At 71.1% G+C, this 13,341-nt stretch carries 15 protein-coding genes; 6 read left to right on the plus strand and 9 right to left on the minus strand.

What is annotated here, in order from left to right:
- Positions 1 to 7 precede the first annotated feature (7 nt).
- The 3 genes from H4W80_RS28675 to H4W80_RS28685 are packed head-to-tail and all read left to right on the plus strand — an operon-like array spanning position 8 to position 3,914.
- Complete coding sequence (locus tag H4W80_RS28675; RefSeq protein WP_225963714.1) at positions 8 to 805, plus strand: PaaX family transcriptional regulator; 798 nt, start codon at positions 8 to 10, stop codon at positions 803 to 805.
- Complete coding sequence (locus H4W80_RS28680) at positions 802 to 1,578, plus strand: enoyl-CoA hydratase-related protein (protein WP_192787925.1); 777 nt, start codon at positions 802 to 804, stop codon at positions 1,576 to 1,578. The genes H4W80_RS28675 and H4W80_RS28680 overlap by 4 nt, the downstream gene beginning before the upstream one ends.
- On the plus strand, positions 1,575 to 3,914 hold the full coding sequence (locus H4W80_RS28685) for a polysaccharide lyase 8 family protein (RefSeq protein ID WP_192787926.1): 2,340 nt from the start codon (positions 1,575 to 1,577) through the stop codon (positions 3,912 to 3,914). Before H4W80_RS28680 ends, H4W80_RS28685 begins: the two co-directional genes overlap by 4 nt.
- Here the strand turns inward: H4W80_RS28685 and H4W80_RS28690 are convergent.
- The 6 genes from H4W80_RS28690 to H4W80_RS28715 all read right to left on the minus strand — a co-directional run bounded on the left by H4W80_RS28690 (position 3,874) and on the right by H4W80_RS28715 (position 8,769).
- Positions 3,874 to 4,428: a DNA-3-methyladenine glycosylase I gene (locus tag H4W80_RS28690; RefSeq protein WP_192787927.1), complete on the minus strand. Its 555-nt coding sequence runs from the start codon at positions 4,426 to 4,428 to the stop codon at positions 3,874 to 3,876. The two genes, H4W80_RS28685 and H4W80_RS28690, sit on opposite strands and share 41 nt — an antisense overlap.
- A complete protein-coding gene (locus H4W80_RS28695) occupies positions 4,425 to 5,204 on the minus strand; it encodes a hypothetical protein (protein ID WP_192787928.1) in 780 nt (259 codons plus the stop codon). Before H4W80_RS28695 ends, H4W80_RS28690 begins: the two co-directional genes overlap by 4 nt.
- An 82-nt stretch (positions 5,205 to 5,286) precedes the next feature.
- Positions 5,287 to 5,871, minus strand: coding sequence for an LOG family protein (locus tag H4W80_RS28700; RefSeq protein ID WP_192787929.1), 585 nt, complete (start codon positions 5,869 to 5,871; stop codon positions 5,287 to 5,289).
- 11 nt (positions 5,872 to 5,882) lie between these two features.
- The gene (locus tag H4W80_RS28705) at positions 5,883 to 6,680 is read right to left on the minus strand and encodes an LOG family protein (RefSeq protein WP_192787930.1); all 798 of its coding nucleotides are present in this window, start codon (positions 6,678 to 6,680) and stop codon (positions 5,883 to 5,885) included.
- Positions 6,681 to 6,880: 200 nt separating this feature from the next.
- Positions 6,881 to 7,936 (minus strand): succinyl-diaminopimelate desuccinylase, encoded by a 1,056-nt coding sequence (dapE, locus tag H4W80_RS28710; protein WP_192787931.1) that lies wholly within the window; start codon positions 7,934 to 7,936, stop codon positions 6,881 to 6,883.
- A complete protein-coding gene (locus H4W80_RS28715) occupies positions 7,936 to 8,769 on the minus strand; it encodes a 2,3,4,5-tetrahydropyridine-2,6-dicarboxylate N-succinyltransferase (protein WP_192787932.1) in 834 nt (277 codons plus the stop codon). Before H4W80_RS28715 ends, dapE begins: the two co-directional genes overlap by 1 nt.
- Positions 8,770 to 8,807: 38 nt before the next feature.
- On the opposite strand from H4W80_RS28715, the gene H4W80_RS28720 reads away from it, so the two are divergent.
- Entirely contained in the window at positions 8,808 to 9,629 is an 822-nt protein-coding gene (locus H4W80_RS28720; RefSeq protein ID WP_318787102.1) for a hypothetical protein, read from the plus strand.
- Here the strand turns inward: H4W80_RS28720 and H4W80_RS28725 are convergent.
- The 3 genes from H4W80_RS28725 to fdxA all read right to left on the minus strand — a co-directional run bounded on the left by H4W80_RS28725 (position 9,626) and on the right by fdxA (position 11,866).
- Positions 9,626 to 10,282, minus strand: a complete 657-nt coding sequence (locus tag H4W80_RS28725; protein ID WP_225963715.1) for a DUF4178 domain-containing protein — start codon at positions 10,280 to 10,282, stop codon at positions 9,626 to 9,628. The two genes, H4W80_RS28720 and H4W80_RS28725, sit on opposite strands and share 4 nt — an antisense overlap.
- Before the next feature lie 91 nt (positions 10,283 to 10,373).
- Positions 10,374 to 11,444: a succinyldiaminopimelate transaminase gene (gene dapC, locus H4W80_RS28730; RefSeq protein ID WP_192787933.1), complete on the minus strand. Its 1,071-nt coding sequence runs from the start codon at positions 11,442 to 11,444 to the stop codon at positions 10,374 to 10,376.
- A 95-nt stretch (positions 11,445 to 11,539) separates the two neighbouring features.
- Positions 11,540 to 11,866, minus strand: coding sequence for a ferredoxin (fdxA, locus tag H4W80_RS28735; protein ID WP_106240826.1), 327 nt, complete (start codon positions 11,864 to 11,866; stop codon positions 11,540 to 11,542).
- A gap of 105 nt (positions 11,867 to 11,971) precedes the next feature.
- Here fdxA and H4W80_RS28740 point away from each other — a divergent pair, with 105 nt between their 5' ends.
- Both H4W80_RS28740 and H4W80_RS28745 read left to right on the plus strand, forming a co-directional pair.
- Positions 11,972 to 12,202, plus strand: coding sequence for a putative acetyltransferase (locus H4W80_RS28740; RefSeq protein ID WP_192787934.1), 231 nt, complete (start codon positions 11,972 to 11,974; stop codon positions 12,200 to 12,202).
- A 17-nt stretch (positions 12,203 to 12,219) separates the two neighbouring features.
- A complete protein-coding gene (locus H4W80_RS28745) occupies positions 12,220 to 13,290 on the plus strand; it encodes an ABC transporter substrate-binding protein (RefSeq protein ID WP_318787103.1) in 1,071 nt (356 codons plus the stop codon).
- Positions 13,291 to 13,341 lie beyond the last annotated feature (51 nt).

Here is a 13,341-nt window from a genome sequence, read left to right on the forward strand (position 1 = left end):
CCGTGCGATGACGTCCAAACTGGACTTCGTGCACGCTCGCGCCGCTCTGTTCGATCTCTATGGAGACCACCTGCGCCCGCGCGGTGGACAGGCGTCCGTCGCCTCGCTCGTGAGGCTCATGAAACCCCTGGAAATAGCCGCTCCCGCCGTCCGCACCGCCGTGTCACGAATGGTGCGGCAAGGGTGGCTGCAGCCGGTGAAACTACCGCAGGGAGCCGGCTACGGGCTGACGCCGAAATGCGGCAGACGCCTGGACGAGGCCGCGCTCAGAATTTACCGAGCCGGGACGCTGACCTGGCACGGCCGGTGGCACCTGATCGTCTTCGCGCCGGTGAAGGAGCGGCCGCGCAGGGAGCGGCTGCGGGCCGATCTGGCGTTCCTCGGGTACGCGGCCCTGTCCGAGACGACGTGGATCGGTCCACGCTCGTCGATCGAGCTGGACAACCTGCTCGACGGCGAGGGGGTGCGGGCCGACAGGTTCGACTCGGCGCTGGAGGGCGACCCGCGGGAGCTGGTGGCCAGGGCGTGGGATCTGACCGCCATCGGCGAGGCGTACGAGCTCTGGCTCGCCGAGGCTGTCACGCTGATCAGCACGCTGCCCGAGAGGGCACCGGCGGACCAGGTGTTCGCCACCAGGAGCAGGCTCGTGCACGGCTGGCGCAACTTCCTGTTCCGCGACCCGGGCCTGCCGCCCGAGCTGCTGCCCTCCGGCTGGCCGGGCGAGAAGGCCAGGGCGTACTTCGAGCAGGAGGCCGCCCGGCTGCTGCCCGCGGCCGCCGCGTTCGTCGAGAGGGAGTTACTTTGATCCGCTATGACGTGGCCGACACGGTCGCCACCATCACGCTCGACCGCCCCGACGCCATGAACTCGCTGACCGCCGAGACCAAGGACGCGCTCCTCGGCGCGCTGCGCCGCGCGGCGGGCGACGCCGCGATCAGGGCCGTGCTGCTGACCGGCTCGGGCCGGGCCTTCTGCGCGGGCCAGGACCTGCGCGAGCACGCCGAGAACCTGGAGGCGGGTCGCGGCCTGGCCGACACGGTCCGCGTCCACTACAACCCGATCGTGGAGCTGATCACCACCATGGCCAAGCCCGTGGTGGCCGCGGTCAACGGCGTCGCCGCGGGCGCGGGCGCGTCCCTGGCCTTCGCCTGCGACCTGCGGGTGGCCTCGGAGAAGGCGAAGTTCGCGCTGGCGTTCGCCGGCATCGGCCTGGTGCCCGACTCGGGCGCCTCCTGGACGCTGCAGCGCCTGGTAGGTCAGGGCCGCGCGGCCGAGCTGCTGCTGCTCGGCGAGCCGCTCGACGCGGCCCGAGCGCTGGAGCTGGGCCTGGTCACGCGCGTGGTGCCCGCCGACGACGTCCTGAAGACCGCCCACGAGCTGGCCGTACGCCTCGCGCACGGCCCGACCCTCGCCTACGCCGCCACCAAGCGGGCGCTGGCCTACGCCGCGACCCACTCGCTGACCGACTCGCTCGCCATGGAGGCCGACCTCCAGGACGAGTGCGCCGCCACCCTGGATCACCTGAACGCCACCCGCGCCTTCCTCGCCAAGGAACGCCCGACGTTCCGCGCCGAGTGACGCCCCCACCGGACCCTCGCGCACCGGACCCTCGCGCACCGGACCCTCGCGCACCGGACCCTCGCGCACCGAACCCGGCCGCGCAGGAGCTCGCCGCGCAGGAGCTCGCGGCGTTCGACGCTCTTCGCGCGGGCGCGCTCGGCCTGCTCACCGGCGGCGGGATCGACGTCTCCGACCCGGTCTACGCCGGGCCGCTGGCCAGGCTGAGCGAGGCCGCCGGCGGCCTGCTGGCCTCGATGGCGCCCGGAACGCTCTGGCCGGACCTGCCGCCCGCCGGCGGCCCCGGCAACGTCACGGGCAGCTACGGCCGCCTCCGGCGGATCGCCACGGCCTGGGCCACGCCCGGCACCGCGCAGCACGGCGACGACGCCGTAGCGGCCCGGCTGGTGGACGCGCTCGACGTGCTCCACGAGCGCCACTACAACGAGCGGCTCCCCGAGACGGGCAACTGGTGGTTCTGGGAGATCGGCACGCCCGCCCACCTGAGCCGGTTGTGCGTGCTGCTCGGCGACCGGCTCGACGCCGCCAGGCTCGACGCCTACCTGGCGGCCGTGGACCGGTTCTGCCCGGACGCCGACCGCCGGACCGGCAACCCGCAGGCGGGCGAGAGCGGCGCCAACCGGGCCGACAAGGCCTCCATCGTCGCCTTCCGCGGCATCGCGGGGCGCAGCGCGGACAAGCTGGCGCTGGCCCGCGACGGCCTGTCGGACGTGCGCGACGGCGGGCTCAGGAGCGTGTTCCGCCACGTCGAGTCCGGCGACGGCTTCTACCGCGACGGGTCGTTCATCCAGCACGAGTGCGTCGCCTACACCGGCTCCTACGGCCTGTCGCTGCTCGTCGCGGTCGCCGAGGCGCTCGCGCTCCTGGGCGGTTCGCCGTGGCAGGTCCGCGATCCGGGCCTGCCCGTGGTCCTGGACGCGGTCGAGCGGTCGTACGCGCCGTTCGTCCACGACGGGCTGCTCATGGACACGGTCAGGGGGCGGGCGGCCACGCGGCAGGCGTTCTCCGACGCCGTGGCCGGCCACGGCCTGATCGGCGCCGTCCTGCTGCTGGCCGGGAGCGCGCCCGAGCCGTACGCCGGCCGGTTCAAGGAGCTGGCCAAGGGGTGGATCGAGCGCGGCAAGGCCCGCCCGTACCTGGAGCACGCGGACGTGCCGGAGACCCGGCGGGCGGTCGCGGTGCTGCGTGACGGGAGCGTCGAGGCCGCGCCCGGGCCCATCGGGCACTTCGTGTTCCCCTCGATGGACCGGATCGTGCACCGGCGGCCCACCTGGTCGTTCGCGCTCAGCCTGTCGTCACGCCGGATCGCCGCGTACGAGGCGATCAACGGGGAGAACCTGCACGGCTGGTACACCGGCGACGGCATGACCTACCTCTACACGAGCGACCTGGGCCAGTTCGGAGAGGACTTCTGGCCGACGGTGGACCCGTATCGGCTGCCCGGGACCACCGTCGACGACCGCGAGCGCGCGGACCTCTCCTTCCGCGCCCACTGCCCGCCCGGCGCGTGGGCCGGCGGCGCGGTGCTCGGCGGCCGGTACGGGGCCGCCGTCATGGAGGTGACGAGCGAGGGCGTGAGCCTGCGGGCGCGCAAGTCGTGGTTCTTCCTCGACGCGGCCGTGGTGGCGCTCGGCAGCGGCATCACCGGCTCGGACGGGCGCCGGGTGGTGACCGTGGTGGAGAACCGCGCCACGGACGCGACGCCGCACGTCGGCGACGGCTGGGCGCACCTGCCCGGAGTCGCGGGCTACGTGCTGGACGGCGCTCAGTGCGCCGTGGAGACGCGTACGGGCAGGTGGCGCGACATCAACGCGGGCGACGACACCGGCGGCGCGGTCGAGCCCGTCACGCGGCGCTACGCGAGCCTCTGGATCGACCACGGCGTCAACCCCGTGAACGCCTCCTACGCGTACACGGTGCTGCCGGGCGCGGCGCGCGAGCAGACGCGGAGGTACCGGGGGCGGCGTCCCGTGCGGGTGGCCGCCAACACCGCCGAGTTGCAGGCCGTGCGGGCGCGGGGGCTGCTCGCGGCCGTGTTCTGGACGGCCGGGACCATCGGGGAGATCGCGGTGGACGCGCCGTGCGTGGTGATCGTGCGGCGCGCCGGCGGGCGGGTGGCCGTTGCGGTGGCCGACCCGAGCCGGACGGTGGACGTCGTGACGATCACGCTCGGCCACCCGGTGCGCGGGCTCATCAGGGCGGACGAAACCGTCACGGCACGGGCCGGGGAGCCGACCGCCGTGACCGTCGAGCTCGGCGGGTCGCTCGGCGCGACCCACACCTTCGAGTTCGGGCTCAGCGCGAACGGGCCACGCAGCCCTCGATGTGATCGTTGACCAGGCCGATGGCCTGCATCAACGCGTAGGCCGTGGTCGGGCCGACGAACCTGAAGCCGTGCTTCTTCAGCTCCTTGGCCAGCGCCTTGGAGCCGGGCGTGGTGGCGGGCACGTCGGCCATGCTCCTCGGCACGGGCGCGTCCGGGTCGGCGTAGCGCCACACCAGGTCCGACAGGCCCTCGGACAGGTCCATGGCGGCCCTGGCGTTGCCGACCACGGCCTCGATCTTTGCCCGGTTGCGCACGATGCCCTCGTCGCCGAGCAGGCGCTCGACGTCCTGCTCGGTGTACGCGGCCACCTTGACGATCGAGAACCGGTCGAAGGCCGCGCGGAAGTTCTCCCGCTTGCGCAGGATCGTCAGCCACGACAGGCCCGACTGGAACGCCTCCAGGGCCACTCGCTCGAAGACCGCGTCGTCGCCCGTGAGCGGGCGGCCCCACTCGTCGTCGTGGTAGGCGATGTAGGCGGCGTTGCCCGCCATGCCCGTCCAGGAGCAGCGGATCAGCTCGGTCACGGGCGCCGGTCCCCGTCCTTGCCCTGCGGGGCGGCCGGTGTGGCCTCCGCGCCGTCCTTGGACTCACCCACCGGCTCGGCGACCTCGCCTGTCTCGGCTTTCACGGTCTCGTCGGGCTTCTCGTCCGGATCTTCCTCCGGCTGCTCGTCGGCGGACGGCTTCACAACGGCAGCGGCTTCCTCAGCCGTTGTGGCCTCGGGCGTTGTGGTCTCGGGCGCGGTGGCCTCGCTGTGGGGAGACTCGGCCTCGGCCTTGTCGTCCGGGGCTGCCTGCTCGCCGTCGCCCGGCGGGATCCGCCACTCCGGCTCCTCCGGCGCCCGCCGCAGGTCCGGCGTGCCGTCCCAGGACACCGTGGCGCCGCTCACCTCCACAGGATCGCCGGACTCCGGCAGCTCGCGCGCCACCGCCGGGGCCTCGGGCGCGTGGTCGGTACGCAGCCCCGCCCCCGGCGCGGCGTAGATCTCCTGGCGCGCGTGCAACCGGCTCGACAGCAGCTCGGAGACCCGCTGCTCCAGCACCGCGATCCGCGTGTCACGCGCGCTGATCGCGTTGGCGGCCCTGCGCAGGGTCTCGTCGACGCTCGCCGTGTGGTAGCCGACCAGGTTGACCGGCAGTTGGAGCGCCATGAAGTCGACCGCCGTCAGCTGTCCGGGCTCGGGCAGGTCGAGGGGCGGCACATCCGGCGGGAACTCGGTCAGCTCACCGCCCCTACCGAGGGAGACCAAGACCACACACGCCAAGATGGCGATGGCGGCGATGGCGAGAATGACCAGCACATTGGCATCGTACTCACACCATCGGGGCATGAGGTCCCGCACTTGCCGCAGTCCGTGCCTCTCCGGGCGGTGAGCGCGCCGGTCAGCCGACCGCCTCGCCGAGTTCGGCGACGCTGGGCCGGACCGGCTGCGCACGCGCCTCCAGGTGGGCGAACGCCTCCTCCACCGTGGAGGTCCAGGAGATCGCGTCGAAGACGTCGGGCCGGGTGAAGCCCTCGTCGTACAGGTGGTTCATCAGCTGCTTGAGCGGGTCGTACAGACCCCAGGGGTCGAGGATCACCAGGGGGCGGTCGTGCATGCCGAGCACCCGCGCGGTCCAGATCTCGAACAGCTCCTCCAGCGTGCCGATGCCACCGGGCAGCACGAGGAACGCGTCGGAGCGGGCGTCCATGATCCCCTTGCGCTCGCGCATGTCGGTGGTGACGATCAGCTCGTCGGACTCCTCGTCCGCCACCTCGATGTCCACCAGCACCTGCGGGATCACGCCGATCGTGCGTCCGCCGCCCGCGCGGGCCGCGGAGCCGACCGCGCCCATGCAGGAGACGGTGGCGCCGCCGCTCACCAGGGTGTGGCCCCGCTTGGCGAGCTCGGCGCCCACGTGTCCGGCCAGGTCGATGTACTTCTTGTCGATGTTCAGGCTGGAGGCGCAGAAGACGCAGATATTCACATCGGGGAAGCCTACTGGGGCTCGGCGAACTGGGCCGCGGCGGCTTCCAGCTCCTCCTCGCGCTGCCTGGAGCGGGCCAGGTCGGCGTCCACGATGATGCGCACGGCCTCGTTCACGTCGTCGGTGACGGTGATCAGGTCGAGGTCCTGGGGGGCGATCTTGCCGGTGCCGAGCAGGGTGCCCTTGATCCAGTCGAGCAGCCCGCCCCAGAACTCCGAGCCCATCAGGACCACGGGGAAGGAGGTGACCTTGTGGGTCTGCACCAGCGTCAGCGCCTCGAACAGCTCGTCCAGCGTGCCGAAGCCGCCGGGCAGGGCGATGAAGCCGCACGAGTACTTGACGAACATCGTCTTGCGCACGAAGAAGTAGCGGAACTCGATGCCGAGGTCGACATAGTCGTTCATGCGCTGCTCGAACGGGAGCTCGATGCCGAGCCCGACCGACATCGCGCCGTCCACCTCGCTCGCGCCGCGGTTGGCGGCCTCCATGACGCCCGGGCCGCCGCCCGTGATCACCGCGTAGCCCGCCTCGGCCAGCGCCTGGCCGAGCTCGCGGCCCTGCCGGTATTCGGGCGTCCCGTCGGGGGTGCGGGCGGAGCCGAAGACCGTGACCGCCGGCGGCAGCTCGGCGAGCTGGCCGAACCCCTCCACGAACTCGGCCTGGATCCGCAGCACCCGCCACGGGTCCATGTGAACCCAGTCGGACGACCCCTGGCGGGCGAGCAGGCGCTGGTCGTGCGTGGAGCTGGGCACCAGGCGGCCGCGTACGACCGCCTGGCCCTGACGGCGTTCAGGACGTGACTGTTCCATGCTGGTCACGCTAGCCCTCTTCGGGCGGGATGGGCGTCCTGAGCGCGAACACCGCAGGTCAGGCCGGTGAACCCCGCCTCTAAAAAATCTTGAAAAAACCAGGGAACCGGATTTCGACCCCCCTGCGTCTAACGGACGAGGGTGCTGCTCGGGACTGAAAGTGGTCTTCCCCGCCAAATGGCCGGCGAGGAAGGCCACTTTCATTTTGTGAGCCAGTCGAGCATGGCCCGCTCGCTCTCGACGATCTTCGTCAGCGACACGTACTCGCCCTGCTGGTGCGCCAGGTTCGGATCCCCGGGACCGTAGTTCACGGCGGGCACCCCGAGCGCGGAGAAACGGGCGACGTCCGTCCAGCCCAGCTTGGCGCGCGGCGTGCCGCCGACGGCCGCGGTGAAGGCCGCCGCCACCGGGTGCGTCAGCCCCGGCCTGGCCCCGGGCGCGGCGTCCACGAAGCTCACCTCGAACCCGTCGAAGACCTCGCGTACGTGCTCCTGCGCCTGCTCGACCGTCAGATCGGGAGCGAACCGGTAGTTGACGGACACCACGCACAGGTCGGGGATGACGTTGCCCGCGACCCCGCCCCGGACGCCGACGGCGTTGAGGCCCTCGTGGTATTCGAGGCCGTCGACCACCGGCAGCCGCGCCTCGTACGCGTTCAGCCTGGCCAGGACCGGCTCGATCCCGTGAATGGCGTTGACCCCGAACCACGACCTGGCGCTGTGGGCCCGCTTGCCCCTGACGGTGACATCGGCGCGCAGCGTGCCCTGGCAGCCGCCCTCGATCGTCCCGTCGGTCGGCTCCATGAGCACCGCGAAGTCGGCCGCCAGCCAGTCGGGGTGGTCCCTGGCCACGCGGTTGAGGCCGTTGCGCTCGGCCTCGACCTCCTCGCAGTCGTAGAAGACGTACGTGACGTCCTTGTTGGGGGCGGGGACGGTGGCCGCGAGCTTGAGCGCGACCGCCACGCCGGCCTTCATGTCGGACGTGCCGCACCCGTAGAGCAGGTCGCCCTCCACCCGGCTGGGCAGGTTGGCGGCGACGGGGACGGTGTCGAGGTGCCCGGCGATCAGCACCCGCTCGGACCTGCCCAGCTCGGTGCGGGCCACGACCGTCTCGCCCGACCTGTCGACCTTGAGGTGCGGCAGCGCGGACAGCGCCACCTCGACCGCGTCGGCCAGCGCCCGCTCGTCGCCGCTCACCGACTCGATGTCCACGATCGCCGCGGTCAGCGCGCGTACGTCCTGTGTGAGATCAAGCATCAGGTGTTCACTCCGTGTTCGCGCAGCACGTCGTTGAGCGCCGCCTTGTCGTGTCGCTGCCCCGGCTCCAGGCGCTTGAGCACCAGCACGCACGGCAGGCCGAACGTGCCGCCGGGGAACTCCTTCTGCCGGGTGCCGCCGACCGCCACGCACCACGCAGGGACGTGGCCGCGGGCCAGCTCCTCGCCGGTCTGCACGTCGATCACCGGGATCGAGCCGGACAGGATCGTGCCGGCGCCGACGACCGCGCCCTCGCCCACCCGGGCGCCCTCGACGATCATCGAGCGGCTGCCGATCAGCGCGCCGTCGCCGACGACGACCGGCACGGCGTTGGGCGGCTCCAGCACGCCGCCGATGCCCGCCCCGCCCGACAGGTGGACGTTCTTCCCGATCTGCGCGCACGAGCCGACGGTGGCCCAGGTGTCCACCATGGTCCCCTCGTCCACGTACGCGCCGATGTTCGTGAACGACGGCATCAGCACCACCCCGGGCGCCAGGTACGAGCCCCAGCGGGCGATCGCGCCGGGCACCACACGCACGCCGTCGAGCGAGCTCTTGAGCGGGACCCGGTCGTGATGCTGGAAGTCGCCCACCTGCGAGCGCGCCATGCCGAGCACCTTGAAGCTGAGCAGGATGGCCCGTTTGGCGCGTTCGTCCACGACCACCTCGCCACCCTCCAGGCGCGCGGCCCTGGCCTCGCCCCTGTCGAGCAGGTCGACGGCGCCGACGATCAGCCGGCGCGCCTCGGCGTCGGCCGGCGACAGCTCCGCCCGGCGCTCCCACAACTCGTCCACCACCGGGGAAATCGCTGAGGTGGTGCTCACGTCACTCATGGCCACGGAGCTTATCCGCCACGGGTAGGTTCTTCAGGGTGCGCCTGCGCTTCTCCCGTGGAGTCATCACCATCGCGATCATCGTCATCGTGCTCGCCGTGGGCATCTCCGTGGGCCTGTTCCACCTGCTGAAGAAGACCAAGCCGCTGGCGGTGGCGCCGGAGCCGCACTGCACCGTGCGCACCCCGCTGGGCGAGCGCTATCTCGACTTCGAGCAGGCCGAGATCTCCGCCACCATCGCGGCCGTCGCGGCCCGCCGCCGGCTGCCCGAGCGGGCCGTCGTGATCGCGTACGCCACGGCGCTCCAGGAGTCCAAGATCTACAACCTCGACTACGGCGACCGTGACTCGGTGGGCGTGTTCCAGCAGCGGGAGTCGCAGGGCTGGGGCAGCAAGAAGCAGCTCATGGACCCCGTCTACGCCACGAACAAGTTCTTCGCCGCGCTGGAGAAGGTCAAGAACTACCGCAAGATGCCGCTGGCCGAAGCGGCCCAGGAGGTGCAGCGCTCGGCGGGCGGCTACGCGTACGCGCAGCACGAGGAGGAGGCCAAACTGCTCGCCGCCGCCTTCACCGGGCGGGTCCCGCGCGCCGTCCACTGCTGGTATCCGCCGGGCAAGAAGACCCCGGCGCCGCAGCCCCGTACCGCCGAGGCCCGCAAGCAGCTGGCCAGGGCGCTCGGCAGCACGGCCGTCACCTCGGAGCGGCGGGGCTGGTTGATCGCCGCCTGGTCGGTCTCCTACTCGCAGAAGTACGCGCTACGCCAGGTCGGGTTCGCGGGGGCGACGTGGAAGAACGACGTGGAGCTCGAGAGCTGGCAGACCGGCGGCAAGGCCGGCACCCGCGAGGTCGAGCTCTCCTAAGAGGCGCGGCGGACGATGGTGATGGAGCCCGGCGGCAGGGGCTGGGCGTAACTGGCCGTCCACGACTGCCCCTGGATGCGTTCGAACGACAGCAGCCGCCCGTCCGAGGCGCGATAGTCCGCGAAGTCCAGCAGGCCCCGCTCGGGATGGCCGGTGTCGCCCTCGCTCCGGAACGCCGCCGTGCCCCGCTCGATCGGGGAGAACTCCACGCCCTCCATGACCAGCGTGCTCTTGGCCGGGACCATCCCCTGCGTGGGCACGTCCGTCCAGAGCTGGACCTCCAGATGGGGCGAATCACCCTCGTGCGCCTCGACCGAGAGCCACTGGAAGCGGCGGGCGCTGTCTCTGAGCAGGTATTCGACCCACTGCTGCCCCTGCCAGGAGACGAACATCGCGCCGAGCACCCGGCGGGGGGACCCGTGCACCTCGATCCGGTCGCCGACCCGGATCGTGCGAGGGTCGGTGTAGTCGGTGCCGGCATGCCCGGGCGCGATCACCGGCGCCGGCAGCGGGGTCTCGACGGGGGCGACCTCGACCGGCGGCGCGCTCGTACGGCCCTTCCTGTCCTGCCGCATGGTGGCCAGAAAAGCCCCAAGCAGCAGAAGGACGGTGGCGATGCTCAGCCCGAGTACGACCATGGAGGTCATGCTCATCGATCAGCTCGCTCCACTCGCGGTCTGCCTCGGCAAAAGCCCTTATCAATTTATGCGTATCAGCCGGATTGCCCGGCTATGACGGGCGATCCTACTGGAGGCGGCGCACCGCCGCAGCGATCCGCTCATCAGTCGCGGTAACCGCGATGCGGATGTGCCGCTCACCTGCCGATCCGTAGAACTCGCCCGGCGCGACCAAAATGCCGATTTCGGAAAGCTTCCCGACCTGATCCCAGGCGCTCTGCCCGTTCGACGCCCAGAAGTACAGCCCGGCCGTCGAATGGTCGATGTGCCACCCCGCCCGCTCCAGCGCGGGCCGCAGCAGGGCGCGGCGGGCGGAGTACAGCTCGCGCTGCCGGTCGGCGTGCTCGTCGTCGCCGAGCGCGACCGTCATGGCGGCCTGTACGGGCTGGGGCATGATCATGCCCGCGTGCTTGCGCGTCTCCAGCAGCCGCTTGACCAGGACGGGATCTCCCGTCACGAACCCGGCGCGGTAGCCGGCCAGGTTGGAGCGCTTGGAGAGCGAGTGGACCGCGAGCAGCCCCTCGTGGGAGCCGCCGCAGACGTCGGGGTGGAGGATCGAGACCGGCTCCGCCTCCCAGCCGAGCTCGATGTAGCACTCGTCGGAGGCCACCACGGCGCCGCGCTCGCGGGCCCAGGAGACCACCTTGCGCAGGTGTTCGGCGGGCAGCACCCGGCCCGTGGGGTTGCCCGGGGAGTTGACCCAGATGAGGTCGACGCGCTCGGGGCCGAGCGCGAGCGTGCTGTCGGAGGCCGTGCCCACGGCACCGGCCAGCCGGGCGCCCACGTCGTAGGTGGGGTAGGCCAGCTCGGGGAAGACCACCCGCCGCGCGCCCAGGTAGGTGGGCAGCCAGGCGACGAACTCCTTGGAGCCGATCAGCGGGAGCACGTCCTGCTGGTCGACGGTGACACCGTGCCTGCGCCGCAGCCACCCGGCCGCGGCCTCGCGCAGCGCCTTGGTGCCGTGCGTGAAGGGGTAACCGGGGCTGTCGGCCGCCCCCGCGAGAGCGTCCTGGACGATCCGCGGCACGGGATCGACGGGCGTGCCGATCGAGAGGTCGACGATGCCGTCGGGATGTGCGAGCGCGCGCTCCTTGTACGGCTCCAGCCGGTCCCAGGGGAAGTCGGGCAACTTGTTCACGGTTCTCCAGGGTTGTCGGTCGCCGTACTCAAAAAGCGCACGCCGACGGGGCGCATCCGAACCGGATGCCCCCGTGTACGGCGTGACAGGATCGTCTAGTGGTCCTCACCCTGCGGCGGCAGGGCTGCCACCACCGGGTGGTCCTTTTCGATCTTGCCGACCTTCGAGGCGCCACCGGGCGAGCCGAGGTCCTCGAAGAAGTCCACGTTCGCCTTGTAGAAGTCCTTCCACTGCTCGGGAAGGTCGTCCTCATAGAAAATCGCCTCGACGGGGCATACAGGCTCACACGCGCCGCAGTCCACGCACTCGTCGGGGTGGATGTAAAGCATGCGCTCGCCCTCGTAGATGCAATCGACGGGGCACTCCTCGATGCACGCCTTGTCCAGGACGTCCACGCAAGGCTGCGCGATGACGTAGGTCACCTCGAGCTCCTTCTTCTCCGCACCATGGCATGACTCTGACCGCGGTTTGCTACGCCCTAGTATTGCCGTGCTTGCCAGCTGGCCGAAACGGAGGGTGGCAAAGTCGTGGCCGCACGTCTCATCATCGCGATCACAAGTCAGGATATAGGTGCACGCATCACCACCCGCAGGCGCGTTCCTGGGGGATTTCGAGATGCGGTGGGCATCCTCGTGTCGTGGGAGAACGGACTACTCAAAGTTCGCAAAAGAGACGGCACCGTGGTGGAGATACCGGAAGAGACGCTGGTGGCCGCCAAGGTGGTTCCGGCCGCGCCTCCTCGACCTGAACGAATGTAACGGTAAGTATTTGTTGTGTGACTGTACGTACCTGCGCCGCCGCAGCAGCCATCCTCGCCAGCGCCGGATGCGGCGCGTCGTCCACCCACTCCACCTCTGCCCAGCCCAAGAACCTGCCGCCGGTCAACGTCCAGGCGAGCTCCATGAAGGCCGGCTTCGCCACCATGGACCGGCTGGTCGAGGCGGCCAAGCGTGAGGGCCAGCTCAACGTGATCGCGCTGCCTCACGACTGGGTCAACTACGGCGAGATCATCGAGGCGTTCGCCGACAAGTACGGGCTCAAGGTCAACGAGCTGGAGCCGACCGCCGGCAGCAAGCGCGAGCTGGACGCCGCCGCGCAGCTCAAGCCCGACGTCTTCGACCTGACCCTGGACGCGGCCGTCTCCGGGGCCGACCGGTTCGCCCCGTACAAGGTGCAGGTCTGGCAGGACCTGCCCGACGACGTCAAGGACCCGGCCGGCGCCTGGTACGCCGCCTACGGCGGCTACATGTCCATCGGGTACGACCCGCGCGAGGTCAAGCCCCCGGCCTCCTTCGCCGACCTGCTCAATCCCGGCTACCGGGTCGCGCTCGACGGCGACCCGCTGCGGTCGGAGGGGGCGTTCGACGGCGTGATGGCCGCCTCCATGCGCTCGGGCGTGCCGCAGCCGTCGCAGGGGGTGGCGCTGTTCGCCAAACTCAAGCAGGCCGGGCGGCTCACCGACCTGGCCAAGGCCAACACCGTCATCGCCTGGGACCACCTGAACGCGGCCCGCAGCGCCGCCCACGCCGACGCGTGGAAGGTCACGATCCCCAAGGACGCGCCACTCGGCGGCTACCACATGCAGGCCATCAACAAGGCGGCCCCGCATCCGGCCGCGGCCCGCCTGTGGCAGGAGTTCCTGTTCTCGAACGAGGGCCAGAACCTCTTCCAGAAGGGTTTCGCCCGCCCGGCGCGCAGCGAGGCGATGATCATGAAGGGCACGCTCGACGCCGAGCAGGCCGCGAAACTTCCCAAGGCTCCGGGCCCGCCGGTCCTCATGACAATCCCGCAGGCAGACGCGGCGAAGGCGTATCTCAACCGGGAATGGACCAAGAGTGTCGGATGAGTCCCATGTGACTTGATATGTCGTAGGGACGTTCAGGCTCTAAAGTGAGCA

Origin of the sequence: Nonomuraea angiospora, assembly GCF_014873145.1 — a bacterium.
GTDB classification, from domain to species: Bacteria; Actinomycetota; Actinomycetes; order Streptosporangiales; family Streptosporangiaceae; genus Nonomuraea; species Nonomuraea angiospora.